Genomic DNA, 26,147 nt, shown 5'->3' with positions numbered 1-26,147 from the left:
AAAGCCTGTTGTTCATGTCGTCTTCAGTATGTCGGCCGCCGGTAGCCTTCGTCAGGCTCTCCGGCAGTTGAAACTCCGTTAAACCGTCATCGGGTTGCCAGATGACCTTAGCTTTGGTCCAATCGATCCACCCGCGGCCGATCTTCGCGACCAATGGGTACAGGATGCATTGGGGTTCGACATGTCAGAAGAACACCGAAAGGGCGCTGAGCTTTTCTGGCGTCGTCGCCAATTGCCTTAGCGCACTCTGGGACGATGGCACTTACTGCGGAGATCTGGTCCTCTGGTCGCGGGTCCGGGCGCTTGCGGATGAAGGCGTGTTTGAAATGGAAGGTGACGGCATGCGGATGTGCAACAGCTCCGTGCGGCTGGCGAGCAGGGCTGTGTGACATCGCGCTCTCGACATCTCCGCGGCCATATCGGAAAGTCGCATAAGATAGATTATGGAACTGACGTGGCAGCCGCCAGACAGAGATTACTGGCGATTTTCATAGGCTTGCGGCGGTCGATGCGTGTTGCCCTGAGCAGATGGCCAACGCTAAGCTGCCTGGATGACCACAGCAAAGCGTGAGATCGAATCGGCGATCGAGGTGTTCGTGCATGGCTACAGCGTCGGCAGGAGCCGCACCTTTCCCTACGAGGCCAGCCGCGTCGGGCCGTTGTGGCTGATGCGTGATGCTCCGCGCAAGAACGCTCACGACTATCGCAGCGAGGAATGGGTCGTCCATGACGTCGCTCCTCAGGAGGCCGATGCGATCGTGCGGCAGCACACACGGTCGGTCTCCGCCATTTCCGTGGTGATCGGGAACGACGACCCGGATGCGCCGGTGCGAACCGCGTACAAAGCTCTCGGCTACCGACTGCTGCGGACGGAATCGTTCTTTGTGCAGCGGTTACGCCAGATTCCAAACCCGCCGGTCGTCGTCTCGATCGAACGCGTGCGCACGGCCGAGAGGGCTGCGCAGTTGGGAAAGATCACATGCAGGCGGCCGATCGCGGGCGATCTGCTCGGCGATGGCGCGCCTTTCCGCCAATATGTGGCGGTCGACGGCGACGCCATTGTCGGGCGCGTGCGCAGCGTGGATGCTGTCGGCGCGACCTGGTGCGAAGCCATGTATGTCGAGCCTTCGCACCGGCGTCGCGGCATTGGCCAGGCGCTGCTGTCGAAGATGCTGCGCGACGATCTGGCTCGTGGCTCGAGGTGCTCGGTGCTTGCCGCGACGCATAGCGGAGCGCTGCTCTATCCCGGCATGGGCTACGAGCGAATGGGCACGTTGCTGATCTTCGGGCCAAAGAGCCGAACGCCATTATGAAAGTCTGTTTATATCACGCTGATTCAGCAGGGATTTCGATCACCATGCCGTCATAGGCCGGCACCACATTATCAGGCGTCTCGGCCATCACGGCGGCGTAGTCGAGCGGCACATGCATATGCGTCAGCACGGCGTTTTTGGGCGCAAGCTTCTCGATCCAGCCCAGCGCCTCGCCGAGCGACAGATGGCTCGGATGCGTGTTGTATTGCAATGCGTCGATGACCAGTGTGTCGAGACCGCGCAGCCGCTCGGCGGTGGCGTCCGGAAAGTCGCTGATATCGGGGCAATAGGCGAGCCCGCCGATGCGAAAACCAAGCGAGATGATGTCGCCGTGGATCTGCGGCAGCGGTTCAAGGGTGAGGGCACCCCCCTCGCCTTCGATCACCACCGGCCTGGCATGATCGATGATGTGGGCCTGGACGATCGGCGGATAGGAGCTGCCCGCCGGCGTCTCGAAGCAATAGCCGAAGGCCTGGCGCATTCGCCGCATAGTCGGCTCGTCTGCATGGATGTCGATCCGGTGGCGCTGTTCCAGCACATAACCGCGCAAATCGTCGATGCCGTGGATATGGTCGGCATGCGGATGCGTGTAGACGACCGCGTCGATGCGCCTGACCGAGGCGAGCAGCATCTGCGCGCGGAAATCCGGGCCCGTGTCGATGACCACCGTGGTACGCCCGCCATTGGCCGCGATCCGCTCGACCAGCGCCGCCGTGCGCATCCGCCGGTTCCTCGGATTGCTCGGATCACAATTGCCCCAGTCGCCGGTGATGCGCGGCGTGCCGGGCGACGAGCCGCAGCCGAGAATGGTAAGGCGCAGCCGGTCGCTCATTGCTCAGGCCTAGGGCGCGGCATCCTGGTGAACAGCCGGAAGACGTTTTCGGTGGTGATGTCGGCAATCTCCGCTTCGCTCACGCCGATCGTCTCGGCCAGCACCTTTGCGGTGTTGGCGACATAGGCCGGCTCGTTGCGTTTTCCCCGGAACGGCACCGGCGCAAGGTAGGGCGCATCGGTCTCGACCAGCAGCCGGTCGCGCGGCACGTCGGCGGCGATGGCGCGCAATTCGGTCGAATTCTTGAAGGTCAGGATGCCTGAGAAGGAAACATAGCCGCCGAGCGACACGCCCACTTCGGCCAGCCTGCGCCCGGACGAAAAACAGTGCAGGATGAAGGGGAAGGCGCCCTTCCCTGTTTCTTCCTCGAGGATGGCGGCCATGTCGTCGTCGGCGTCGCGCGAATGGATGACCAGCGGCAGACGGGTCGCGCGGGCTGCCGCGATATGCGTACGAAACCCTTGCGCCTGCGCATCACGCGGCGCTTTGTCGTAGAAATAGTCGAGGCCCGCCTCGCCGATCGCCACCACCTTTGGGTGGGCGGACAGCCGCACCAGTTCGTCGACGGCTACATCGAGCTCTTCCGCTGCATTGTGCGGATGGGTGCCGACCGAGCAGTAGACCTCGTCAAAAGTTTCTGCAATTTCAAGTATTTGCTGAAACCGCCTGACACGCGTCGAGATCGTCACCATGCGGCCGATCCCGGCCGCCAGGGCGCGGGCGACGATGGCCGCCCGCTCCTCGGCGAAATCCGGAAAGTCGAGATGGCAATGGCTGTCGACCAGCATCAGGCGTTGACATCCTGCTCGACGTAACGCGGAAACACGCCCTCCGGCGCTGGCAAGGCCATGCCGGACTGAAGCGCGTGGTCGGCATGGATATGCGCGAAATCGCGCTTGTCAGCCGGCACGGCGAGCAGATCGAGCAGCTTCATGGCCGATCCCGGAATGAAGGGCTGGCACAGCACCGTCACCCGCCGCACGACCTCGGCCGTCGTCCACAGCACCGTTTCCATGCGCTCCGGATCGGTCTTGCGCAACGCCCATGGCTCCTGGGAAGCGAAGTAGCGATCGGCTTCAGCGACCACGCCGAAGATCGCCGCCAGCGCCAAGTGGATGGCCTGCTCGGCCATCGCCTTGCGCGCCGTGCCAAGCGCCTCAACCGCCTGATCGAGGATCGCGCTGTCGGCCTCGGTCAGTTCGCTGCGCTTCGGCACAGCGCCGCCGCAGTTCTTGGCGATCATCGACAGCGAGCGCTGCGCCAGATTGCCGAGGCCGTTGGCGAGATCGGCATTGGTACGGTTGACGATCGCTTCGTGGCTGTAGCTGCCGTCCTGGCCGAACGGCACCTCGCGCAGGAAGAAATAGCGTACCTGGTCGAGGCCATAGTGTTCGACCATGGTGAAGGGGTCGACGACATTGCCGACCGATTTCGACATCTTCTCGCCGCGGTTGAACAGGAAGCCGTGGGCGAAGACACGCTTCGGCAATTCGATGCCGGCCGACATCAGAAAAGCTGGCCAGTAGACCGCATGGAAGCGGACGATATCCTTGCCGATGATGTGCGTGGCCGGCCAGTAGCGCCATTGCTCGGATTTGGTGTCGGGATAGCCTGCAGCGGTGATATAGTTGGTCAAGGCATCGACCCAGACATACATCACATGCTTATCGTCGCCCGGCACGGGCACGCCCCAGTCGAAGGTGGTGCGAGAGATCGACAGGTCCTTCAGTCCCGACTTGACGAAACTCATCACTTCGTTGCGCCGCTCAACCGGGCCAACGAAGTCGGGCTGGCGCTCATAAAGTGCCAGCAATTTGTCCTGATAGGCGGACAGCCGGAAGAAATAGCTTTCCTCCTCGTTCCATTCGACCGGCGAGCCCAGCGGTTCGCGGCGCACGCCGTCCTCTCCAAGCGTGGTTTCGCTTTCGTCGAAATAAGCCTCCTGCCGCACCGAATACCAACCGCTGTAGCGGTCCAGATAGATGTCGCCGTTGGCGGCCATCGCTTTCCAGATCGCCTGGCAGGATGCGTAGTGGCGTTGTTCGGTCGTGCGGATGAATTCATCGTTTGAGCCGCCGACTGTCTCTGTCATCGAGCGGAAGATTGCCGAATTGCGGTCGGCAAGCGCCAGGGGTGTGATGCCTTCCTTCTCAGCCGTCTGCTGCATCTTGAGGCCATGCTCGTCAGTGCCGGTGAGGAACAACACATCCTTGCCGTCGAGACGTTGGAAGCGGGCCAGCGCATCGCTGGCAATCACCGTATAGGCATGGCCGATATGTGGTTTGCCGTTCGGATAAAAGATCGGAGTAGTCAGGTAAAATTTTTCGCGTGCCATGGATCAAAACCGTCATGAATGTCAGAATGAAGGTGTGGCGGTGGATATCGCATCGAGACAGCGATTGCCATCCCGAGGCCAGTGCATGCCGCCCAAAAGTGGCCCGGTTTTGGGCCAACGGCATGCACCAAACGAACCGTCACATTCGCATTGCGGAATTCAGGCGGTCGATCATGGTCAAGGCGTGCTGCTTCTTGTCGAGGTTGTAGGTCTCGGCCTCAGATATCGTGTTCATGGCCTCGTGCCAAGCCTCCGACAGCGCCTTGGCCCTGGCGAGATCGCCTGCAAGTGCTGCTTCGCTGGCGGCGGACGACAACAGGTCGAGCGCGCGGCGGTTGAAGATATCGAACTGGATCGACTGGTCGCGGCTGGCGACGGCCTCGGCGAGGCGGTGGGCACCGGCGACCTCCGGCTTCTTCGCCGCCACCAGCGCATCGAGCGCGGCCGCTATCTCCAGCCCGCCATACTGCGTCAGAAGGATCGCATTGCGGGCGCTGCCCCCTGCCCGGCCGGCCAGTGCGGCGCGCGCCGCTGGATCCTCGGGCGGCGGCGGTTCGATTCCTTCCAGCACAGCCATCAGCTCGTCGGGGCCGAGCGGCGTCAGCCGCACCATCTGGCAGCGAGAGCGGATCGTCGGCAACAGGCTGCCCGGCGCGTGCACGATCAGGACGAACAATGTGCGCGCCGGCGGCTCCTCAAGATTCTTCAGCAACGCATTGGCGGCATTGATGTTCATGTCGTCGGCCGGGTCGACGATCACCACCCGGTAGCTGCCGTCATGCGAGGTCATCGACAGGAAGCGGCTGACCCTGCGGATCTCGTCGACGGTCAGCACCGTCTTGAAACTCTTGGTCTTGTCATTGGCCGGGCGCGTCAGGTGCAGGACCGAGGGATGCGCGCCGGTGGCGATCTGGCGAAACAGCGGCGACGCCGGATCGGGGACGGCAAGCGTGTCGGGCGCGGTCCTGGAATCCGGGTTCTTCAGAAGATGGTGCGCCAGATGGAAAGCGAGCGTCGCCTTGCCGATGCCGAGCGGCCCGGCGAAGATCAGCGCATGCGGCAGCTTGCCGGAGCGGTAGGCGGTGGCGAGCATGCCTGCTGCCTGCGCGTGGCCGACCAGGCGCGGCGTTTCCGACGGCTCAGGAACGCCGTCCAGCGTGTCGTGCTGTTCGGGGGCGATGCGTTCGAAGATCATGCCGGCGCCGTCTGCTTCCTTTGTACCGGAAGACGATTTTCCAGCGCCGCGAACACGGCCTCGGTAACGACATTTTCAACCGCATCGGGATCGGCAGCGGCGTCGATGACGACGCAGCGTTCCGGCTCCGCCTTGGCGATTGCCAGGAAGGCCTCACGCCGCCGCTGATGGACGGCAAGCGTCTCCTTCTCGAAACGGTCCGGCCCATCATCCGCGCCGCGCCGCAGCGCGGCGCGTTTCAGGCCTTCGGCCGGATCGATGTCGAAGATCAGCGTCATGTCGGGAACCATGCCGTTGATGGCGACCGCTTCCAGCGCCTCCATGAAGGCCGGATCGAGACCGCCGGTGACACCCTGGTAAACGCGTGAGGAATCGACGAAGCGGTCGCAAAGCACGACCGAGCCGTGCTCGACCGCCGGCCGGATGACCTGCTCGACATGATCGGAGCGGGCGGCGGCGAACAGGATCGCCTCCATCTTCGGGCCAAACGGTTCGGCAGCGCCCGAAAGCAGCACGTGCCTGACCGCCTCGGCGCCCGGCGAGCCGCCGGGCTCGCGTGTCACCAGGACATCATAGCGCTTGGCGCGCATCCGCCGCGCCAGACGCTCGATCTGCGTCGACTTGCCCGCTCCTTCGCCGCCTTCGAAGGTGATGAAAAATCCGCTCGCCAATCGAGACTGCCTTTGCCCGTGCTGGCCGCTGTCATAGCTGTCGTCTGACAAAAGGTCCACGAACTACCCGATCACATTGGTTCTAACGGCCCGCCGCGCCGTCGGCTGCGCGCGTTAAGTTTCCTGTTCTCATGCATATCATTTCCCAAAACCGCTACGCACTTTTGAGCGACACGCATCAACGCAGCCAGCCGACGACCAGTTCCTTGGCCGCATCGAGCGCACGTTGCGGCAGCGTGCCGACCTCAACCTTCTCGGCGGCGAACAGCGGCGTCTGCTGACTGAGCGTGTCGCCGATCCAGACGCGCAATTCGCCGACCGGCTGCCCCTCCTCCACCGGCGCCGCCACCGGCCCGCTGTAGACGATCTTGGCGGTCAACTTGTCACGGTTGGCGATCGGCAAAAATATGTCCACCGGACCCTTGGCTTTCAAGCTCACGCCGGATTTGGCGCCGCCGAAAACCTCGGCTACGCCGACCACTTCGTCCTTGGCGAAGATCTCGGTCTTCTGGAACGAATGCGAGCCCCAGTCGAGCAGCTTACGCGCCTCCTCGGAGCGCTCGCGATCGTTTGCCAGGCCGCTCAGGGCCGCGATCACCCGCGTGCCGTTGTGGCTGACAGTGCCGACTATGCCGAAACCCGCCTGCTCGCTGGCGCCGGCCACGAAGCCGTCGGCATCGATACCCATGGCCAGCAGCGGATTGCGGTTGCGCTGGGCAATCTTGTTCCAGGTGAAATCCGGCTGGCCGTAATAATGGAAGAACTCCGGATAGTCGCGCCAGATATGCAGCGCCAGCAGCGTCAGTTCGCGCACGGTCGTCTGCTGGCCGTCGGCCGGCAAGCCGGTCGAGTTGACGAAGGTCGATTTCCGCAGGCCGAGCTCGCGGGCGCGCTCCGTCATCTGCGCGGCGAAATTCGCTTCCGAGCCGGCCATGCCTTCGGCAAGCACGATGCAGCCGTCATTGGCGGCCTGCACGGTCACGCCCTGGATCAGGTCCTCGACGCGGACCGCCGATTTGAGCTTGGCGAACATCGTCGAGGTTCCCGACGGCGCGCCGCCGGTGCGCCAGGCGTTCTCGCTGACGACGAAAGTGTCATCGAGCGTCATGCGCTTCGACTTGATGGCGTTGAAGACCATCTCCATCGTCATCAGCTTGGCCATCGATGCCGGCGGGATCGGCTTGTCGGCATCCTTGGCGAACAGCACGGTGCCGGTATCGGCATCGATCATGAAGGCCTGGGCGGCCTTGGTTTCGAAAAGCTGCGCGGCAGCCGGGCCGAGGCACAAGAGCAAAAGGGCCAGTCCCAGAAATGGCGAAACAGCGCGGAACTGCATGAAATATCGACCCTTTAGCCGGTTTGGCCGCATCAGGCTATCAGGGTTTTTTCCGCCGGACCAACAGCGCGCGCGAAATTGATCAGTTACGCACAGCCAGCGCGTCCGGGGCGCCGTGCGACCAGGCCGCCTGCAGCAGGTCGTCGACGCTGCCATGGCCGTCCGGATAGACGTTGACGGCATACCAGTCATTGCCGTCGAGCTCGGTGCGCTGGATCTCGGTCCTGCCGAAAGGCTTGAGAGCCGCCGCGACGCGATCTGCCTCGGCGGCATCGTCGAAGGAGCCGGCGGCGACATAGTCGGAAACGGGCGCCTGCGACTTCTTCCATGACTGCAGGATGTCGGCCGGCGACATGCCGCTGTCGTCCAGCGCGGCAAAGACATCGGCACGCTGGACGCGCTCATCCGCATAGGACAGCGAGGCCATGGCAAAGGGCGAATTCGGCGGCAGGCCGAGCCCCGGCCGTTCCGGCACGATCGGTCCGAAATCGGGCAGCACGACATCGCCCGGCGCCTGCGCCGATTGGACCGGCTGTTCGAAGGAAGCCGGCTGCGCGGCAAGCGCCTGTCCGGAATTGGTCAGCTGGCCGGGGAACGGCACTGCTGCCGCCGGCGCGCTCACCGGCATGCTCGGCGACGGGCCGTTCATGGCCACCATCACGCCGGACGGCAGGCCGTCGGAGGGATCCGGCCGCCTGTTGCCGGGACGATAGGAGGCCATCAGATATTGGTCGTCATTGCCGTCCAGCGGCGCCCGGCCGATATATTCGACCTTCACCTCGGCCGTGCCGGTGTTGGCATAGTCGAGCATCTGGGCGGCGCGCTCCGACACGTCGATGATGCGCCCTTCATGGTATGGGCCGCGGTCGTTGACGCGCACGATGACCGAGCTGCCGGTCGCAAGATTGGTGACGCGGGCATAGCTCGGCAGCGGCATGGTCGGATGCGCCGCCGTCAGTTGCGCCGTGTCGTAGACTTCGCCGTTGGCGGTCAGCCGGCCGTGGAAGGCGTCGCCGTACCAGGAGGCCAGGCCGACCTTGGCGTAGTGCTTCTCTTCCTTCGGATAGTACCACTTGCCGCGCACCTGATACGGCTTGCCGAGCTGGTCGCGGCCGCCGCCGCGCCGCATGAAGGCGACGCGCGGGCTCGCCTTCACGCCATATTCGGTCTCGGCAAAATACTCCTTGGAGCGCTGCCGCCTGTCGACCATCCCCTTCGGCTGCGGCGTTGATGTGCAGGCAGCAAGCAGCGCCGCCGATAAGGCGCACAGAACCAAAGCAGGAGCGCGACGAAGACGCGGGCGCGCCGAAGTCTGCATGTTTGCGACTGTCCCCTCTCGCTGCCACCTTGCGGAGCCGAAGGCCCGCGCCAGGCAACACCTTGAATCCCAATCCCTTTGTGCGCAGGAATTGCTTATCAGCGTATTAACCGATTATGGCAGCAACCGGGCGAGAATGTGGCGGGAGCGGTGGCCAACACGGAAGGGATTCGGTGCGCCGGCTGCGACCAATATCTTTGGTACCTTGGATGACGGAAAGATTTGCGCGCCAGGGGCAGCGGCAACGACGGGAGTGCTCGGCCTCGATGGGGGGCGCATCAAGAGGCTTGCCCCTGCCCTCGCCGCGCCTAAGGCACTGCCCCCGACAACATCAAAATTATGCCGATGCCCATCATCAGCAGGCCTGGCCAGTTGCGCGAGAGCCCAAGGAAACCGAGTCCACGCCGGCGCGGCTCGAGAGTCGGACCTGGCGTTGACAGCCTTGAGGCCGATCGGTCGGCGGGAGTGCCGAACGGCGCCGAATTGCTGAGTCGCCCCTGTGAGAGTGCCGCGCCTGCCATGTAGACAATGCCGGCGACTATGAGTAGCGCACCGATGAGGATGACAGCCATTTTCGTCCTCCTCTTTTCAGCTTCCAAACCCCGCATGAGTGAAACGGTCGCGATGGCCGACAGTTCCGGCGAAAGTGCTTTTGCCTCGCGCCGGTCTCTTCCCGAAAACCCTGTAGACTGGCCGGCGCGGCGTCGTATCGTCAATGAGGCGGGACGAATGCGTCCCGTTCAGCAATTATGCGACGCCTTACGCAGCGCGGTTGACAGGTCTTTAGGCTGCACACTAGAGCAATGGGGTGCTTCGCGACACGTCACAGTCCTGCCGGCTGATCTAAGCGGAGCACCCGGTGATAGAGATCACATGGAGGGATGGCCGAGCGGTTTAAGGCACCGGTCTTGAAAACCGGCGTGGGCGCAAGTTCACCGTGGGTTCGAATCCCACTCCCTCCGCCAGTCGTTCAAAAAATTTCTTCTTTATCAAGGGATTAACAAAACAAAGGGGCCGATCCACCGGGTCTGCTCAGAACTGGAGCAGTTCCCTGGCCATGGCACTTTCCTCGTCGGCTGGGATGACAAGAACGTCGACGCGGGAGTTCGGCGCGTTGACCAGTTCTTCGCCGCCCTGGTTCAAATCATTGTCGAGCGCAACGCCAAGCCATTCCGCTGCTTCGCAGATCCTTTGCCGGACCACAGCTGCGTGCTCGCCAATGCCGGCGGTGAAAACCAGCGTGTCCAGTCCGCCAAGCGCAGCGGCGAGCGAACCGATTTCACGCCCGATACGATAGACGAAGAGGTCGACGGCACGGGCCGCTGCAGGATCACTCGAGCCAAGCAGCGTCTGCATATCCCCCGAAATGGCGGACACGCCCAACAGGCCGGATTTCTCGTAAAGCAGGTTCGTAAGTTCTTCGGAAGAAAGCTTTTTGTCCTGGAGAAGGTACAGGATAGCCCCCGGATCCACAGCGCCGCAACGCGTACTCATCACAAGGCCGTCGAGCGTCGAAAATCCCATCGTGGTGGCGACGCTTGCCCCTCCCCGCATGGCGCAAAGGCTCGCGCCGCTGCCGAGATGGGCGACAATCGCCCGCCCGCCGGCGGCAGCGCCGTAACGTCCGCGAAGCTTCCCGGCAATGTGGCTGTAGGAAAGTCCATGGAACCCGTAGGAAACGATGCCCGCTTCCGTGAGTTCGCGCGGCAGGCCGTAGATCCTGGCCAGCTCCGGTCGCGCCGTGTGGAAGGTAGTATCGAAGCAGCCGACCTGGATCGCCTTTGGCAGGAGTTCGGCAGCCAGCGCGACGATCTCGAGGTTGATGGCCTGGTGAATCGGAGCGAGCGGCTCCAGGCGATGCAGGGCTTTGAGGTTGTCGGCGTCGAGCATTGCCGCCCCGATAAAATCCCGCCCGCCGTGCACGATCCGGTGCCCGACCTTGCCTATCCGGCGCAGCATGTCGCGATCGGCGAGCACCGAGGCCACCGCGGCAAACGCCTTGGCGGTATCGATCGCTTCATCGCCCAGGCTTCTGTCGATTTCCGCTGCCGTTTGCGTGGCCGCAACGCGCAGCCGCGGATGCTTCCCCATCGAGGACAAATTCCCGCGCAGAAGCGGGGCAAGCTCATCGCCCTCCCGGAAGAGGGCGAACTTCAGGCTTGAGGAACCACCGTTGAGGACAAGGATCGCGTCGCTCATGGCTGAAGCACCTTAGCCACCCGCCGGCCAATGGACGTCGTTCAGCTGATCGGGCCAGGATGGCGGCCGCACCGACTACTGCTCCCACTTCCAGCCGAGAATTTCCGGCATGTCCTGCCCGTGCTCCCGGATATAGGCATGGTGCTCGATCAGCTTGCCTTCCATGGCCTGTTTCAACTGGATATGCGCGCCTGTCGGCGCCGGGATGCGGTCGAGAACAGTCAGCACCAGGTGATACCGATCGAGGCCATTCAGAACGGTCATGTCGAACGGCGTCGTGGTCGTCCCTTCCTCGTTATAGCCGCGCACATGGATGTTGTCGTGATTGGTTCGCCGATAGGTCAGCCGGTGGATGGTCCACGGATAGCCATGGTAGGCGAAGATGACCGGCTTATCCCCGGTGAACAGGGCGTCGAAATCGCGATCCGATAGACCGTGAGGGTGGTGTTCCTTTGGCTGCAGGGTCATCAGGTCGACGATGTTGACCACCCTGATCCTGAGTTCCGGAATGCTGTTCTTCAGGATCTGGACGGCGGCGAGCGTCTCAAGCGTCGGCACGTCGCCGGCGCATGCCATGACCACGTCAGGCTCGGCTCCGTCATCGGTTGACGCCCAGTTCCATATGCCGATGCCTTGATGGCAGTGGACGATCGCCTCTTCGATCGACAGCCATTGCCAGGACATGGCCTTGCCGGCCACGATCACGTTGATCCGGTTCCATGTCTGCAGCACATGGTCGGTTACGCAAAGCAGGCTGTTGGCGTCAGCCGGCAAGTAGACGCGAACGACATCGGCCTTCTTGTTCAAAGCCACGTCGATGAAGCCCGGATCCTGATGGCTGAAACCATTGTGCTCCTGCTGCCAGACGTGGCTGGACAAAAGGTAATTCAGCGACGCGATCGGCCGTCTCCAGGGTAATTTGCGACAGGCGTCCAGCCATTTGGCGTGTTGGTTGAACATGGAATCCACGATGTGCGTGAAGGCCTCGTAGCACGAGAACAAACCATGCCGCCCCGTTAGCAGGTAACCTTCCAGCCAGCCCTGACAGGTGTGTTCGGACAGGATTTCCATCACCCTGCCCTCGCGGCCGAGATGCACGTCTTCGGGCAGAATCGTTTCCATCCAGGCACGTTCCGTCACCTCGAACACATCCTGTAACCGGTTCGAGGCTGTCTCGTCAGGACCGACGATGCGGAAGTTCCTGGCGTCCTGGTTCAGCATCATGACGTCGCGCAGGAAATTGCCCATCACCCGGGTCGCCTCGGCCTTGACCGATCCGGGGCGTTCGACCGACGGCGCGTGGTCCTGCAGGCTGGGCAGGCTAAGTGATCGGCGCAGCAGGCCGCCATTCGCATGCGGATTGGCGCTCATGCGCCTGGTTCCCCGCGGAGCGGTGGCACGGATCGTGGCCACAGCTGCGCCGCCGGCATCGAACAATTCCTCTGGCCGATAGCTTCGCAGCCACTCCTCCAGCATTTTGAGATGCGCCGGGTTCTCGGCGAGACCAGATAGCGGAACCTGATGCGCACGCCAGAAGCCCTCGGTCTTCAGCCCGTCGACCTCTTTCGGACCTGTCCAGCCTTTGGGGCTTCGCAGCACGATCATCGGCCATTTCGGCCGGTCCCGGGCAGCGGCGCCATCGCTGCGAGCCGCATCCTGAATGGCCTTGATGCGATCGAGCGCCTCGTCGAGAACGACCGCCATCCGCTGATGCATCAATGCCGGCTCATGGCCTTCGACGAATAGCGGCTCATAGCCATAGCCGACGAACAGCGCGCGCAACTCGTCTTGCGGAATGCGGGCAAAGATTGTCGGATTGGCGATCTTGTAGCCGTTGAGATGGAGGATCGGCAGCACCGCGCCATCCTGCGCCGGGTTGAGGAATTTGTTGGAATGCCAAGCGGTGGCGAGCGGCCCGGTCTCCGCCTCGCCGTCTCCGACGACGCAGGCGACGATGAGATCCGGGTTATCGAAGGCCGCGCCGTAGGCATGGGAGAGCGCGTAGCCGAGCTCGCCGCCCTCGTGGATCGAGCCCGGCACATCCGGTGCGGCATGGCTGGGAATGCCGCCCGGAAACGAGAATTGCCGGAACAGCTTCCTCATTCCGTTCTCGTCCGGCGAGATATCGGGATTGATCTCGCTGTAGACGCCTTCAAGATAGCTATTCGCCACCATCGCGGGGCCGCCGTGACCGGGGCCGCAGATATAGATGATATTGGCGTCGCGCAGCCGGATCGCGCGGTTGAGATGCGCGTAGATGAAGCTGAGGCCCGGCGAGGTTCCCCAATGACCAAGCAGCCGCGGCTTGACGTGCTCCAGCCGTAGAGGCTCGCGCAGCAGCGGATTGTCGAGCAGGTAGATCTGGCCGATCGTCAGATAATTCGCGGCGCGCCAATAGGCGTTGATGTTATGCAGTTCGTTTTCCGACAATCGGGGGCTGGCTGTAGTCGGTAGGTCGCTCATTTCGTCGGTTCCGTCGTTGGTTACGAATGCCTGCGGGTTGCTCGAGTTTCAGCCGATAAGGAGTCCAACGCTTTGGCATTCAATTCGGTCCATGACTGTTCGCTTGCCGGAGGCCGTCGCAGGAATTTGCCACTGTGGGACTGCGGTCGCCGCGCTGACCGCAATCTAGTCGCGGCCTGTAACGGCGCCGAGCATTCAGCCCGGCAGAACCTCAGCCGAAAATGCTTTTAAGGCCACTAGCTAACGGCAGATCGCATCTACTGCCTTTAGACAGGACAAAAGGGAGCGGCTTTGATCCAACGCAAGTCACGCGACTTGCGCGACAAGCGATCGGGTCAGGACAGGATGCGGTTGGCGATCTGCATGAAAGCTGAGAAGCGGTTTGGCGTGAATGAATTGCCCACCTTCATCAGGTGTTGCTCGCCAGTTTTGAGTGTCGAAATTCTACGAAATAGCGAATTTTAGGCCTTTTTCGCCGGCGGCTCCAACTTGATAAGATTGGCCTTAGCAGTGGAATCTCCTTGATCAGCAGCCTTGCGAATCAAAATGAGAGCTTGGGCAGTATCCTGCTTCACACCATGGCCATCGAGGTATGCTACTCCAAGGCTGTTCTCAGCTTTAGCGAACCCTTGGTCGGCAGATTTCCGCAGCCAGGCAACGGCCTGCACAAAGTCTAAGTGGACCCCTAGCCCCTCGTAGTACGAAATACCAAGGTCGTACTCAGCACCTGCATCCCCCTGGTCCGCAGCCTTCTGGAACCATGAGACGGCTTGGGCATAGTCAAGCGTAACGCCGAGACCCTCCGCATAAGCTAAACCAAGATCATGCTCGGCGAGGGCATTCCCCTGATCCGCTGCTTTGCGATACCATCCGACTGCCTCGGTATAATCCTGGGCGACTCCTAGACCTTTGGCGTAGGCCAAACCCAGAAAGTATTGGGCAATGGCCGTTCCTTGATCGGCGGCCTCACGGAACCACGTGGCAGCTTCTCTATAGTCCTGCGGGACGCCTCTTCCATCTCTGTACAGCAACCCGAGATCGGTCTGAGCGACCGCTAATCCTTGATCGGCAGCTTTTCGAAACCAAATTGCAGCTTCGGCATAGTCTTGCTTGACGCCTAGCCCACGGTCGTAAAGATAGGCGAGATTGTGCTCTGCCTGGACGTCACCCTGGTCTGCTGCCTTACGGTACCAAGCGGCAGCTTGAACGTAATCCTGTGTGACACCGTGCCATTCGGCGTAAGCAGTGCCAAGATTGTCCTGCGCTTGGGCATCACCTGCGTTAGCCTTGAGCTTCCACAACTCGACAGCCGCCGCGTAGTCTCCACTTTTATAGGCCTGTTCCGCTTGTCCCGCATGGGCGATGCCGGCCATCAGCAGGCCGGTTATGAAACAAAGCAACTTCGACAACCTTTGCATGGCGGCCACTGTTTAGATCCGAAGTTCCGACTAGCGTTTTTGCCACGGTCAACTCTGTGCGCCTAGGGGTCTCCCCTTTGCCTCCACGTTTAGTTGCCCACAATGTCATCGTTCGCGGTCCGCCAGGCCGGCCCAGGTTCGTTCCGGACACACGGGTCACCTGGGTAACACTTTTGGCCCAAAACGCGCCGGAAAATGTGGGTTTCCGATTCTGACCGACCAAACCGCATTCGAAGTGCTGGAATCTGCGGTGTTGCCGGCATGCGGCTAAATTAGCTATAACAACTGTTGCGTGTATACCTGCCGGACCAGAGCGAGCCGTCCGGAAAGGATGCCGGCCCATGACATGTGATGCTGCTCACAGTCAGGGCACATCGCTTGTGTAATTTCTGCGAGAGGGGTGTGTGAACCGCCTCCTCGCCTGGGGGATTGGGGATGCCCTTATCAATCGACTTGCACGACAAAAACCTGATGTTCAAGTGTCCGAACTGTCACAAGACGATCATCAGAAGGGGCTCCTGGATCAAGAGCATCACAACCTTCAAATGTGAGGGGTGCCGCGCGAAGGTGCGGATGACCTACGGGCAGAAGCTGGCGATCTTTGAACACCACCGGCGCCTGGCCGCCGGAGGCATCGATGCGTTGCCCGATGGGTCGCCCCTAATGGCTGCGCCGCCGTCTGGCGGCCGAAGACCTGGATAGCGCGACAAGTTCTGGCGCCTGCAGCTCAAGTCCCATTTTGGCGGCCTGCAAGAGTGTCATCAAGGCCAAGACGGGCTCGCCTTCGGTCGGGTTGATCATCAACACCACTCGGCCCATCTCGTCGCTCATGGCACAAGACCAGTCCTTGACTGCCATAATTCGTTTGAGCATCACTGCCCTCCCGGAACGCCACCCACCAAGCGATTGCCGGTCTGTCGTAAGTATAGAATTGTTGGCACAGCCTCATCCTTCAATCGATGGATGGGGGTCTTCCCGCGGCTCTGGTCTAGCGGCCCGACGGTCTGTTGGGGTGGCGTTGGGTTGACCGCCGAGCCTGACCGACTCGGGGTTAACGAATCGGCTGAAGCAATCGTAATATTAGTAACCCTGCATCAAAACATGAAGTGTTCGTTTTCCCCTGCTTTGGTCATGTCGATCCGGGCGAACTCTTCGCGCCCGAATGGCTGAAGTCCGCAAGCGCCAGCTTGCGAGGCATTGCCTGGTTGGAGGCAGACGCATCGCAATCAAGCCGACCCAGGCAACCTTTGTCTTCAGGCGCTGTCCTTGATGTTCGCACGGGGCGCCGGCCAGCCTCGATGCCGGTGCCGAAACCGGCTGCGGAAATTGCTGCGTCCGCTCTCGTTAGAGGCTTCACTCCTGTCTCACAAGCGCGTGCGTTTGGTTGATTTCTCAGACAAAATATGCTGCTTGTCGCGCCCATGAAAAAGCTCTGCCTGATGGTTCTGGCGGCCCTGACGCTGGCTTGGCCGGCCAAGGCGATGGACGATGCGTTGCGCGCCGGCCTGCTGAAACTCGACCCTGAGACACGTCTCGAGCAACGGTGCGATGCAGAGGTCCTCGACCGGATCAGCCACGACGATCGCAAATACAAGGCCGACCGCGTGGTGGCTTATGCCTTCGCCACGCCGCAGATGAGCGCCGACGCCATCCGCAGCCCCGGCGCCGCCTTTCGCAGCAAGGGGCAATGGTACCGGCTGAAGTACAAATGCCAGACCGCGCCGGACCACATGGAGGTGCTGCAGTTCCGCTACAAGATCGGCGACGAAATCCCGGAATCCGACTGGGCAAAATACAATCTCTACGACTAGTTTTCGGCCTTGCCGCTTGCCGGCAACCGCCCGAAATCCTTGAGGGCTTGCGCTGCCGGCCTTGTTTTCCGGCGATGCCCAACCCTGCGTCTTGACGCCGATGGACCATGCCTTTAGGCCCGTCCGGGTAAAGGGCTACGCTCATTTTCAGGCAAGGATTTCTAGTCGATGGAAATATTCACTGCCGCAGGCCTTTCAGCTCTCCTCCAGGTCGTCGCAATCGATCTCGCTCTCGCCGGCGACAACGCAATCGTGATCGGCCTCGCGGCAGCCGGCCTTCCCGCGGATCAGCGCAAGCGCGCCATCCTGGTCGGTATCGCGGCAGCCACTGTCCTGCGCATCGTCTTTGCCCTGATCACGCAATGGCTGCTGAGCATCGGCCCGATGCTGCTCATCGCCGGCGGGCTCCTGCTTCTTTGGGTATGCTGGAAGATGTGGCGCGAGCTGCGCGTCAGCCATGAGGATGAGCGCGACGCGACGGAAGCGCTGTCGAACGGCGACTACATAGATGGCAAAATCGCCGGCAAGTCGCCGCGCAAGACCTTCTCGCAGGCCGCCTGGCAGATCGTCATCGCCGACGTCTCGATGTCGCTCGACAACGTGCTCGCCGTCGCCGGCGCAGCCATGAAGCATCCCACGGTGCTGATCTTCGGACTGGTTCTCTCGATCGCGCTGATGGGCTTTGCCGCCTCCTTTGTCGCGCGCCTGCTGCACAAATACCGCTGGATCGCCTATATCGGCCTGCTGATCATCCTCTATGTCGCGGTGAACATGCTTCTGGGGGGCGCCGTGCAGCAGTTTCCCGACCATTTTGCTTTCCTGGCGCCTTGGTTCGGATCGGACGGCCACTGACGCTCTTCAAGGCGAGCGTCTGCCGCATCGCCTCTTGTCATGGCCGGCTGGCAGGTTTGCTTCTGTGCCGAAGCGTGCTATTGCGCCGCGCGAAATGGCTCAAAGCCGCGCGCCGTGGATCGATCTTCGGAGCCTGAGGCTCCTCGATCTCGCCCTCATCTCTTGGAAAACAAATTTATGTCCGCCCCACGCGTCAGTTTCGTCAGTCTCGGATGCCCGAAGGCGCTCGTCGATTCCGAGCGCATCATCACGCGCCTGCGCGCCGAGGGCTATGAGATCGCGCGCAAGCATGACGGCGCCGACCTTGTCGTCGTCAACACCTGCGGCTTTCTCGATTCCGCGCGCGAAGAGTCGCTCGATGCGATCGGCTCGGCACTGTCGGAAAATGGCCGCGTCATCGTCACCGGCTGCCTCGGCGCCGAGCCGGAGGTGATCCGCGAAAAGCACCCCAACGTGCTGGCGATCACCGGCCCGCAGGCCTATGAGAGCGTCATGGCTGCGGTGCATGAGGCCGCGCCGCCAAGCCATGATCCCTATATCGATCTTTTGCCGCCGCAGGGCGTCAAGCTGACGCCGCGCCACTACGCCTATCTGAAGATTTCGGAAGGCTGCAACAACCGCTGCACCTTCTGCATCATCCCGGCGCTGCGCGGCGACCTCGTCTCGCGGCCGGCGGCGGACGTGCTGCGCGAGGCCGAGAAGCTCGCCAAGGCCGGGGTCAAGGAGATCCTGGTCATCTCGCAGGACACCAGTGCCTATGGCATCGACATCAAGTATCAGACGTCGACGTTCGGCGACCGTGAAGTGCGGGCGAAGTTCCTCGATCTGTCGGAGGAACTGGGCAAACTCGGCATCTGGGTACGCATGCATTATGTGTATCCCTACCCGCACGTCGCCGATGTTATCCCGCTGATGGCGGAAGGAAAAATCCTTCCGTATCTGGATATCCCCTTCCAGCATGCATCGCCTCAGGTATTGAAGAACATGCGCCGTCCGGCACATGGCGAAAAGACGCTGGACCGCATCCGCGGCTGGCGCGAGGTCTGCCCGGACCTTGCCATCCGCTCGACCTTCATCGTCGGCTTCCCAGGTGAGACCGAAGACGATTTCCAGATGCTGCTCGACTGGCTGGACGAAGCAAAGATCGACCGCGCCGGCTGTTTCAAATACGAGCCGGTCAAGGGCGCCCGCTCCAACGATCTCGGCCTCGAACAGGTGCCGCAAGAGATCAAGGAAGCGCGCTGGCACCGTTTCATGCAGCGCCAGCAGAAGATTTCGGCGACGCAGCTCGCCAAAAAGGTCGGCAAGCGCCTGCCGGTTTTGATCGACGAGGCGCATGGCACCTCGGCCAAGGGCCGCACCAAATACGACGCGCCGGAGATCGACGGCTCCGTGCATATCCAGTCGCGCCGGCCGCTGCGTGCCGGCGAGATCGTCACCGTCAAGGTCGAGCGCGCCGACGCCTATGATCTTTACGGCTCGGCCGTCTGATACTTGCCGAACAGACAGGCGTCTCCAGACAGTGGCGCTTCAAATCGGGATAGGGGGAAGCCTCGCGGCTCCTCCCCTCCCACACCACCCTGCGTACGGGTCCGTACAGGGCGGTTCGATTGGTTATGCGGTCTTGGCGGGTTCGATGGAAGCGAGGCCGATGCTTGCGAGGAAAGCATTTGGCAGGGCAATGGCGAGCGCGGGACTGTTGCTGATGCGCCAGGGACCGTGCGCACTGCCGGCGGTTTGTGCCGCCAGCTCGCGCCCGACACCCCGGCGCCGCAGCTCCGCGAAGCGGGTGCGCCCGCGCGTCCACTGTTTCCATGCGATGGATCGCAGCCTTCGCCTGATCCACCGGTCGAGGTCGCGCAGCACCGACGGGGTTTCGCAAAAGCCGAAGTAGCCGCGCCATCCTTTCAGATAGGTCGACAGCTCCTTGGCTATCAGCACGAGGCTTGCGCCCCGCGTCCGCATCGTCAGCACCCGCACGCGCTCCTTGAACCGGGCGACCGCCTCAGGCGCGATCCGACGCCTTGGCGTCTTCTCGTCCGTGAAGCTGAAGCCGAGGAACTTGCGCCGGTGCGACGGGGCGACCGCGCTCTTGTGCGTGTTGACCTTCAGCTTCAGACGCCTGTCGAGGAAGCGTTCGACGCTGGCCATCACCCGTTCACCCGCCCGCACACTGCGCACATAGATGTTGCAGTCGTCGGCGTAACGCACGAAGCAATGCTTGCGTCGCTCCAGTTCCTTGTCGAGTTCGTCCAGCATCAGATTCGACAGCAGCGGCGAGAGCGGGCCGCCTTGCGGCGTTCCCTCATCGATTGGGCCGACCAGCCCGCCTTCGAGCACTCCCGAGGTCAGAAAGCCCCGGATCAGACGAAGGAGGCGCGGATCGGATACCCGCTTGGCCACCAGCCCCATCAGGATGTCGTGGTTGACCCGGTCGAAGAACTTCTCCAGGTCGATGTCCACCACGATGCGGTGGCCCGACGCGATGAACGCTTGCGCCGCGGCAACCGCCTGATGTGCCGAGCGTGCGGGTCGGAACCCGTAGCTCGACGCGCTGAACCCGTCATCCCATGCGTCCTGCAGCTCCTGCATCACCGCCTGCTGGATAAAGCGGTCGAGCACTGTCGGGATGCCGAGCGGACGGGTGCCGCCGGACGCCTTCGGGATTTCGACGCGCCGCACCGGTTGCGGCTTGTAGGAGCCTTCGAGCAATTGGGCACGAAGTTCGGGCCAGTGGTCTTTCAGATGCAGCGCCAAGGCCTCGACACTCATGCCGTCGATCCCCGGCGCTCCCTTGTTGCGCCGGACCTGCGCCAGCGCCTTCCTCAGATTGTCGCGCTCGACAATCGCTTCCATGCACGGTCCGGCCATCGCCGCCGGGCTTTCGGAGGCGGCGTTCGCCGCACGGGCTTCGGTCCCTGCCCCAGAGCGGTCGCGGGCTTCACCCGCTCCCATCTCGGAGAAGGCCAGCTCAAGCTGGGTTTTCCGCCGCATGGCCAATGCGAGAACTCCGTCCTACTCGTCCTTCCAACCGTTCGAGCCTTCGCCTCCGGGCAAGCCCGGCGGCTACTATGCCCTCTGCTGACTTCTGCGCCGCGATCGGCACGCCTCACGGCGGGCTCAGTCCGGAATTCCGGACACGGCGCAGATCTCCCGAGGTAAGATCGACCGCCTTCCCCGCACACCCGCCGGATTTACCACCCCGGCCCTTGATGACCATGGACTTCGCGGTCACGTGCCCGCTCGTCCGGCCGGGTAGGCCTCATATCCGGTTCTTGTCCATCGGGTCGCGGGTTTGCTCCACGCTTCCTTCAGACCCCGCCTCACGACGACGCCCTTGCGCTTCGCTAACCCTTCGCCGTCATCAGGCTGGGTAGAGGACTCACACCTCCAAGCTGTCGATCATGCTCGGCACACACGAAAAGGGCGCCGCGCGGCGCCCTTCCCTTTTGACATCCGCGCCGTTCACTGCGGCAGCTTGTCGTCGACGCCCTTGACGTAAAAATTCATGCCGAGCAGCGTGCCGTCGTCGGCGACCTCGCCGTCCTTCAGCCATGGCGAGCCGTCCTGCTTGGCGACCGGCCCGGTGAAGGGGTTCCAGCCGCCGGCGATCTTCTTCTCGGTCGCCTCGGCCATCGCCTTCACGTCGTCGGGCATGTTGGTGAAGGGCGCGAGCTTCACCGCGCCGTCCTTGATGCCGAGCCAGACATTGTCGGGTTTCCAGGTGCCGTCGATGGCGGCCTGGACGCGGCTGATATAATACGGGCCCCATTCGTCGGTCAGTGAAGTCAACTGCGCGTTCGGCGCGAACTTGATCATGTCGGAGGACTGGCCGAAACCGTGCAGCTTGCGCTCCTCGGCGACCTGCAGGGCCGCGGTGGAATCGGTGTGCTGCACGATGATGTCGGCGCCCTGGTCGAACAGCGCCTTGGCGGCATCGGCTTCCTTGCCCGGATCGAACCAGGAGTTCACCCAGACGATCTTGACCTTGAAGTTCGGATTGATCGACTGCGCGCCGAGCATGAAGGAGTTGATGCCCATCACCACTTCCGGGATCGGGAAGGAGACGATGTAGCCGGCAAGGCCCTTCTTCGATTCCTTGGCCGCGATCTGACCGAGCACGTAGCGGCCTTCATAGAAGCGGGCGTTGTAGATGCCGAGATTGGCGCCGGTCTTGAAGCCGGTGGCGTGCTCGAACATCACCTTGGGGAATTTCTTGGCGACCTTCACTTCGGCGTCCATGAAGCCGAAGGAGGTGCCGAAGATGATCTTGCACTTCTCGCGCGCCAGGCGCTCGAAGGCGCGGTCGGCGTCTGGGCCTTCCGAAACGTTTTCTAGATAGGCGGTCTCGACCTTGTCGCCGAGCGCCTTCTCGACTTCGAGCCGGCCCTGGTCGTGCTGGTAGGAATAGCCGAAGTCGCCGATCGGACCGGTGTAGACCCAGCATGCCTTCAGCTTGTCGGCGGCTTGAGCGGACGCCGCCAGCGACAGGGCCGCGGTTGTGGTCATCAGTGCAATAAGCAGTTTTTTCATTGTGTTACCTCTCTGAGTTAAGCCTTGGAGCTTCCGTTTTTTATTGTTGTCAACGATCCGGAACGAATGGCTGCCCCAAAGAAGCCGGCGTGTTCATCATCGTCAGACGCTTGTTGCGCGAGATTAGAACGAGAACCACGACGGTTGCCAGATAGGGAAGCGAAGAAAGAAACTGCGAAGGCACCGGAATGCCAAAAGCCTGTGCATGAAGCTGGCCGATCCAGACCGCGCCGAAGATGTAGGCGCCGGCCAGCACCCGCCACGGACGCCAGGAAGCGAACACCACCAGCGCCAGCGCGATCCAGCCGCGGCCCGCGCTCATGTTCTCCACCCATTGCGGCGTGTAGACCAGCGACAAATGCCCGCCGGCAAGCCCGGCGCAGGCGCCGCCGAAGATCACCGACAGGTAGCGGTAGCGGATGACCTTGATGCCGAGCGCGTGCGCCGAAGAGTGGCTGTCGCCGATCGAGCGCAGGGTCAGGCCGGTGCGTGTCCTGAACAGGAACCACATCACCGCGGCGGTGAGCGCGATCGAGATATAGAACACCGGATCCTGGCCGAAGATGAGCCTGCCGATGACCGGGATCGAGCTCAGGCCCGGGATATCGAGGTTCGGCAGCCTGACACCGGGCTGGCCGACGAAGCTGGTGCCGATCATGCCCGAAAGGCCGAGCCCTAGCAGCGTCAGCGACAGGCCGGTCGCGACCTGGTTGGTGGCCAAAGACAGCGTCATGACCGCGAACAGCATCGAAAACAGCGCGCCGACGATGATTGCGGCAATGAGGCCGATCCAGGGCGAGCCGGTCAGGTAGCCGGCGCCGAAACCGCCGACGGCGCCCATGATCATCATGCCCTCGACGCCGAGATTGAGAACGCCGGAGCGCTCGACGACCAGCTCGCCGATCGCCGCGATCAAAAGCGGCGTCGCGGCGGTCGCGACGGTCAAAAGGATGTTGATGGTGATGTCCATCAGCGGGCCTCCTCCAGCTTGGGCGCGGCCTCGAGTTTCGCCGCGTCCGGCTTCGTCAGCGCCAGGCCGATCAGGCGAATGCGATAGTGGATGAGCGTGTCGCAGCCGAGCACGAAGAACAAAAGCATGCCCTGGAACACCCGCGCCACCTTGTCGGATATGCCGAGCGCGCTTTGCACCGCCTCGCCGCCGAGATAGGTCAGCGCCAGCACCAGACCGGCCGCCACGATGCCCAGCGGATTGAGCCGGCCTAGGAAGGCGACGATGATGGCGGTGAAGCCATAGCCGGGCGAGATCACCGGCTGCAGCTGGCCGATGGCGCCGGACACTTCCGAAATGCCGGCGAGGCCGGCAAGCGCGCCTGACAGCATGAAACTGAAGAACACCATGCGGTTGAAGCCGAAGCCGGCGAAGCGCCCTGCCCTCGGACTGGAGCCGAGGACGCGGACCTCGAAACCCTTCAGCATGCGGCTCATCATCAGCCAGATCAGCACGGCGGCGACCAGCGCGAAGACGAAGCCCCAATTGGCGCGCCCGGCGTCCGGCATCAGCTGCGGCAAGGTGGCCGCGTCGCCGAACTGGATAGTTTGCGGGAAGCCGTGACCTTGCGGATCGCGCCAGGGTCCGCGCACCAGCCAGTCGAGGAAGAGCTGCGCGACATAGACCAGCATCAGGCTGGTCAGGATCTCGTTGGTATTGAAGCGGGTTTTCAGGAAAGCGGGGATCGCCGCATAGGCCGCGCCGCCGACCATGCCGAACAGCAGCATCAGCGGCAGGACGAGCGGGCCTTCGAACTGCGGGAACAGCACCGGTATGATCGAGCCAAAGATGCCGCCCAGGATAAACTGGCCCTCGGCGCCGATGTTCCAGATGTTGGCCTTGTAGCAGACCGACAGGCCGACCGCGATCAGGATGAGCGGAGCTGCCTTGATCGCCAGCTCATGCAGCTGCCAGATCTGGCTGATCGGCTCGATGAAGTAGATCTCGAAGGCGTTGAGCGGATTGACACCGAGCAGCGCGAACAGGATGGCGCCGGCAATGATCGTCAGCGCGAAGGCGATGAAAGGCGACAGCACCGAAAACAGCACCGAGCGCTGCGGGCGTTTGACCAGTTCGAGGCGCATCATGCCGTCTCCAAGGTGTGTTCGGCGTGGCCGGGCTCGGCGCCGCCCATCAATAGGCCGATTTTCTCAAAAGTGGCTTCGGCGATCGGCAGCGGCGCCGACAATTCGCCATTGTGCATGACGGCGATCGCGTCCGACAGTTCGAACAACTCGTCGAGGTCCTGGCTGATGACCAGCACCGCCGAGCCGCTGCGCGCAAGCTCGATCAGCGCCTGGCGGATGTGCGCGGCAGCACCCGCGTCGACACCCCAGGTCGGCTGGTTGACGACCATGACGCTCGGCTTGCGGTCGAGCTCGCGACCGACGATGAATTTCTGCAGATTGCCGCCCGACAACGCCGCGGCCTCGGGATCGGGCGCGCTCTTGCGCACATCCATCGCGGTGATGATGCGCTGGGCGGCGCTGTAAACCGAAGCGTTCTTGACCATGCCGCCGGAGCCGACGAAGGACTTGCCGTCGGTGGCGTGGCGCGACAGGAGCAGGTTCTCCGAAAGCTTCATCCTGGGCGCCGCGCCGTGGCCGAGTCGCTCTTCCGGCACGAAGGCGGCACCCATCAGCCGCCGGCCAGTGATCGAGAGCGCGCCGGCATCCTTGCCGCGGATGCGAACCGAACCGGCGTCCTGCTGCAGCACTTCGCCGGAAACGGATTCGAAGAACTCGCCCTGGCCGTTGCCGGCGACGCCGGCGATGCCGATCACCTCGCCGGCGCGAACGGCAAGATTGATGTTCTTCAGCGGAATGGCGAAGGGCGTCGCCGGCTTGCGGGTCAGCCCGCGTATCTCCAGCAGCGCCGGCGCGGTTTCGATGCCTTCAGCCGGCGCGCGCACCACGGCCTGCACCTCATTGCCGACCATCATGCGGGCGAGCGATGCGGCCGTCTCCTGGCGCGGGTTGCAATGGCCGACCACCTTGCCGTGGCGCAGCACGGTGGCGCGGTCGCAGATGCGTTTGACCTCTTCCAGCCGGTGCGAAATGTAGAGGATCGACTTGCCTTCCGAGCGCAGCCGCTCGAGCGTCTCGAACAGCTTGTCGGCTTCCTGCGGTGTCAGCACCGAGGTCGGCTCGTCGAGGATGATGAGTTGCGGCGTCTGTAACAGGCAGCGGATGATCTCGATGCGCTGGCGTTCGCCGACGGAGAGATCGCCGACCAGCGACTCCGGATCGAGCGGCAGGCCATAGCTGTAGGAAAGCGCCCTCGCCTTCGCTGCAATGCTGGAGATTGGCGAGCCGTCGTTCAGCGAAAGCGCGATGTTCTCGGCCGCTGTCAGCGCCTCGAACAGCGAGAAATGCTGGAACACCATGCCGATGCCGAGCTTTTTCGCCACGCCGGGGCTGGTGATCCTGACCGCCTGGCCGTTCCAGAAGATCTCGCCCGAATTGGGTTCCAGCGATCCGAACAGCATCTTGACCAGCGTCGACTTGCCGGCGCCGTTCTCGCCCAGCAACGCGTGGATCTCGCCTTTCGCTATATTGAGGTCGATGTGATCGCACGCCGTCAGCCTGCCGAAAATCTTGGTAAGGCCGCGAACCTCGAGCAGGTTTGCTCCGTCATGATTTGCACTCACAGTGCCTCCCATCCGGCTTTCCGGATATGTTCTGTGTTCCCGCAAATATCGTAGGCGCGGCCGGCTCCCGTCGGAAAGCGGCACCCGACTTGAAAGAGCTTCAAGAATTTCAGCGGAAACTCAAGGGGTAAGATAGGCCTGTTGTGAGCGCGAGAAAACCGGCAAGCTTTTCGCGCAGACTTGTGCCTTCAAGGACGGCAAGCCGCTGAAAA

General features: G+C 62.6%; 20 protein-coding genes and 1 tRNA gene. 5 read left to right on the top strand and 16 right to left on the bottom strand.

Annotated elements, in window-relative coordinates; translation table 11 throughout:
* Positions 1-551: 551 nt before the first annotated feature.
* Complete coding sequence (locus FJ974_RS18185; protein ID WP_140538408.1) at positions 552-1,313, top strand: GNAT family N-acetyltransferase; 762 nt, start codon at positions 552-554, stop codon at positions 1,311-1,313.
* Between the two features lie 13 nt (positions 1,314-1,326).
* Here FJ974_RS18185 and FJ974_RS18180 read toward each other — a convergent pair whose 3' ends face one another.
* From FJ974_RS18180 to FJ974_RS18150, 7 genes are all read right to left on the bottom strand, one after another.
* Positions 1,327-2,145 carry an MBL fold metallo-hydrolase gene (locus FJ974_RS18180; RefSeq protein ID WP_140538407.1) on the bottom strand — a complete coding sequence of 273 codons (819 nt, stop codon included), beginning with the start codon at positions 2,143-2,145 and terminating at the stop codon, positions 1,327-1,329.
* Positions 2,142-2,933, bottom strand: a complete 792-nt coding sequence (locus tag FJ974_RS18175) for a TatD family hydrolase (RefSeq protein WP_140538406.1) — start codon at positions 2,931-2,933, stop codon at positions 2,142-2,144. Before FJ974_RS18175 ends, FJ974_RS18180 begins: the two co-directional genes overlap by 4 nt.
* A complete protein-coding gene (gene metG, locus FJ974_RS18170; RefSeq protein WP_140538405.1) occupies positions 2,933-4,480 on the bottom strand; it encodes a methionine--tRNA ligase in 1,548 nt (515 codons plus the stop codon). The genes FJ974_RS18175 and metG overlap by 1 nt, the downstream gene beginning before the upstream one ends.
* Positions 4,481-4,619: 139 nt before the next feature.
* Positions 4,620-5,675, bottom strand: a complete 1,056-nt coding sequence (locus tag FJ974_RS18165; protein ID WP_140538404.1) for a DNA polymerase III subunit delta' — start codon at positions 5,673-5,675, stop codon at positions 4,620-4,622.
* Entirely contained in the window at positions 5,672-6,346 is a 675-nt protein-coding gene (gene tmk, locus FJ974_RS18160) for a dTMP kinase (RefSeq protein ID WP_140538452.1), read from the bottom strand. The genes FJ974_RS18165 and tmk overlap by 4 nt, the downstream gene beginning before the upstream one ends.
* A 178-nt stretch (positions 6,347-6,524) precedes the next feature.
* Positions 6,525-7,682, bottom strand: a complete 1,158-nt coding sequence (locus tag FJ974_RS18155) for a D-alanyl-D-alanine carboxypeptidase family protein (protein WP_140538403.1) — start codon at positions 7,680-7,682, stop codon at positions 6,525-6,527.
* Positions 7,683-7,764: 82 nt separating this feature from the next.
* The gene (locus FJ974_RS18150) at positions 7,765-9,000 is read right to left on the bottom strand and encodes a septal ring lytic transglycosylase RlpA family protein (protein WP_140538402.1); all 1,236 of its coding nucleotides are present in this window, start codon (positions 8,998-9,000) and stop codon (positions 7,765-7,767) included.
* Positions 9,001-9,875: 875 nt separating this feature from the next.
* Here FJ974_RS18150 and FJ974_RS18145 point away from each other — a divergent pair.
* Positions 9,876-9,965, top strand: a tRNA-Ser gene (locus tag FJ974_RS18145).
* 67 nt (positions 9,966-10,032) lie between these two features.
* Here the strand turns inward: FJ974_RS18145 and FJ974_RS18140 are convergent.
* The 4 genes from FJ974_RS18140 to FJ974_RS18125 form a co-directional block, all read right to left on the bottom strand.
* Positions 10,033-11,199, bottom strand: a complete 1,167-nt coding sequence (locus FJ974_RS18140; RefSeq protein ID WP_140538400.1) for an acetate/propionate family kinase — start codon at positions 11,197-11,199, stop codon at positions 10,033-10,035.
* Between the two features lie 75 nt (positions 11,200-11,274).
* Entirely contained in the window at positions 11,275-13,662 is a 2,388-nt protein-coding gene (locus FJ974_RS18135) for a phosphoketolase (RefSeq protein WP_140538399.1), read from the bottom strand.
* 461 nt (positions 13,663-14,123) lie between these two features.
* Positions 14,124-15,080 carry an SEL1-like repeat protein gene (locus FJ974_RS18130; protein WP_226891633.1) on the bottom strand — a complete coding sequence of 319 codons (957 nt, stop codon included), beginning with the start codon at positions 15,078-15,080 and terminating at the stop codon, positions 14,124-14,126.
* Positions 15,081-15,740: 660 nt separating this feature from the next.
* Positions 15,741-15,953, bottom strand: a complete 213-nt coding sequence (locus FJ974_RS18125; protein WP_181177299.1) for a hypothetical protein — start codon at positions 15,951-15,953, stop codon at positions 15,741-15,743.
* A 530-nt stretch (positions 15,954-16,483) separates the two neighbouring features.
* On the opposite strand from FJ974_RS18125, the gene FJ974_RS18120 reads away from it, so the two are divergent.
* From FJ974_RS18120 to rimO, 3 genes are all read left to right on the top strand, one after another.
* Entirely contained in the window at positions 16,484-16,891 is a 408-nt protein-coding gene (locus tag FJ974_RS18120) for a DUF930 domain-containing protein (protein WP_181177298.1), read from the top strand.
* Positions 16,892-17,059: 168 nt separating this feature from the next.
* Complete coding sequence (locus FJ974_RS18115; protein WP_140538396.1) at positions 17,060-17,743, top strand: TerC family protein; 684 nt, start codon at positions 17,060-17,062, stop codon at positions 17,741-17,743.
* A gap of 177 nt (positions 17,744-17,920) precedes the next feature.
* On the top strand, positions 17,921-19,234 hold the full coding sequence (gene rimO / locus FJ974_RS18110; RefSeq protein WP_140538395.1) for a 30S ribosomal protein S12 methylthiotransferase RimO: 1,314 nt from the start codon (positions 17,921-17,923) through the stop codon (positions 19,232-19,234).
* Between the two features lie 123 nt (positions 19,235-19,357).
* Here the strand turns inward: rimO and ltrA are convergent, their stop codons facing one another.
* The 5 genes from ltrA to FJ974_RS18085 all read right to left on the bottom strand — a co-directional run bounded on the left by ltrA (position 19,358) and on the right by FJ974_RS18085 (position 25,947).
* Entirely contained in the window at positions 19,358-20,737 is a 1,380-nt protein-coding gene (gene ltrA, locus FJ974_RS18105) for a group II intron reverse transcriptase/maturase (protein WP_226891292.1), read from the bottom strand.
* A 471-nt stretch (positions 20,738-21,208) separates the two neighbouring features.
* Positions 21,209-22,276 (bottom strand): BMP family ABC transporter substrate-binding protein, encoded by a 1,068-nt coding sequence (locus FJ974_RS18100; protein ID WP_140534706.1) that lies wholly within the window; start codon positions 22,274-22,276, stop codon positions 21,209-21,211.
* A 49-nt stretch (positions 22,277-22,325) separates the two neighbouring features.
* Positions 22,326-23,246 (bottom strand): ABC transporter permease, encoded by a 921-nt coding sequence (locus FJ974_RS18095; protein ID WP_140534709.1) that lies wholly within the window; start codon positions 23,244-23,246, stop codon positions 22,326-22,328.
* On the bottom strand, positions 23,246-24,373 hold the full coding sequence (locus tag FJ974_RS18090; protein WP_140534712.1) for an ABC transporter permease: 1,128 nt from the start codon (positions 24,371-24,373) through the stop codon (positions 23,246-23,248). Before FJ974_RS18090 ends, FJ974_RS18095 begins: the two co-directional genes overlap by 1 nt.
* Positions 24,370-25,947: an ABC transporter ATP-binding protein gene (locus FJ974_RS18085; protein WP_181177189.1), complete on the bottom strand. Its 1,578-nt coding sequence runs from the start codon at positions 25,945-25,947 to the stop codon at positions 24,370-24,372. Before FJ974_RS18085 ends, FJ974_RS18090 begins: the two co-directional genes overlap by 4 nt.
* Between the last annotated feature and the right edge of the window lie 200 nt (positions 25,948-26,147).

It is taken from the genome of Mesorhizobium sp. B1-1-8 (genome assembly GCF_006442795.2).
Lineage (GTDB): Bacteria > Pseudomonadota > Alphaproteobacteria > Rhizobiales > Rhizobiaceae > Mesorhizobium.
The sequence above is the reverse complement of the archived record's forward strand: the minus strand, read 5'-3'. Positions and strand labels throughout refer to the sequence as shown.

Excerpts from the sequence above, each read along its gene's own strand:
- FJ974_RS18185 (WP_140538408.1), top strand. The coding sequence starts at position 552 with ATGACCACAGCAAAGCGTGAGATCGAATCGGCGATCGAGGTGTTCGTG.
- FJ974_RS18180 (WP_140538407.1), bottom strand. The coding sequence starts at position 2,145 with ATGAGCGACCGGCTGCGCCTTACCATTCTCGGCTGCGGCTCGTCGCCC.
- FJ974_RS18175 (WP_140538406.1), bottom strand. The coding sequence starts at position 2,933 with ATGCTGGTCGACAGCCATTGCCATCTCGACTTTCCGGATTTCGCCGAG.
- metG (WP_140538405.1), bottom strand. The coding sequence starts at position 4,480 with ATGGCACGCGAAAAATTTTACCTGACTACTCCGATCTTTTATCCGAAC.
- FJ974_RS18165 (WP_140538404.1), bottom strand. The coding sequence starts at position 5,675 with ATGATCTTCGAACGCATCGCCCCCGAACAGCACGACACGCTGGACGGC.
- FJ974_RS18155 (WP_140538403.1), bottom strand. The coding sequence starts at position 7,682 with ATGCAGTTCCGCGCTGTTTCGCCATTTCTGGGACTGGCCCTTTTGCTC.
- FJ974_RS18150 (WP_140538402.1), bottom strand. The coding sequence starts at position 9,000 with ATGCAGACTTCGGCGCGCCCGCGTCTTCGTCGCGCTCCTGCTTTGGTT.
- FJ974_RS18140 (WP_140538400.1), bottom strand. The coding sequence starts at position 11,199 with ATGAGCGACGCGATCCTTGTCCTCAACGGTGGTTCCTCAAGCCTGAAG.
- FJ974_RS18135 (WP_140538399.1), bottom strand. The coding sequence starts at position 13,662 with ATGAGCGACCTACCGACTACAGCCAGCCCCCGATTGTCGGAAAACGAA.
- FJ974_RS18130 (WP_226891633.1), bottom strand. The coding sequence starts at position 15,080 with ATGCAAAGGTTGTCGAAGTTGCTTTGTTTCATAACCGGCCTGCTGATG.
- FJ974_RS18125 (WP_181177299.1), bottom strand. The coding sequence starts at position 15,953 with ATGCTCAAACGAATTATGGCAGTCAAGGACTGGTCTTGTGCCATGAGC.
- FJ974_RS18120 (WP_181177298.1), top strand. The coding sequence starts at position 16,484 with ATGCTGCTTGTCGCGCCCATGAAAAAGCTCTGCCTGATGGTTCTGGCG.
- FJ974_RS18115 (WP_140538396.1), top strand. The coding sequence starts at position 17,060 with ATGGAAATATTCACTGCCGCAGGCCTTTCAGCTCTCCTCCAGGTCGTC.
- rimO (WP_140538395.1), top strand. The coding sequence starts at position 17,921 with ATGTCCGCCCCACGCGTCAGTTTCGTCAGTCTCGGATGCCCGAAGGCG.
- ltrA (WP_226891292.1), bottom strand. The coding sequence starts at position 20,737 with ATGCGGCGGAAAACCCAGCTTGAGCTGGCCTTCTCCGAGATGGGAGCG.
- FJ974_RS18100 (WP_140534706.1), bottom strand. The coding sequence starts at position 22,276 with ATGAAAAAACTGCTTATTGCACTGATGACCACAACCGCGGCCCTGTCG.
- FJ974_RS18095 (WP_140534709.1), bottom strand. The coding sequence starts at position 23,246 with ATGGACATCACCATCAACATCCTTTTGACCGTCGCGACCGCCGCGACG.
- FJ974_RS18090 (WP_140534712.1), bottom strand. The coding sequence starts at position 24,373 with ATGATGCGCCTCGAACTGGTCAAACGCCCGCAGCGCTCGGTGCTGTTT.
- FJ974_RS18085 (WP_181177189.1), bottom strand. The coding sequence starts at position 25,947 with ATGGGAGGCACTGTGAGTGCAAATCATGACGGAGCAAACCTGCTCGAG.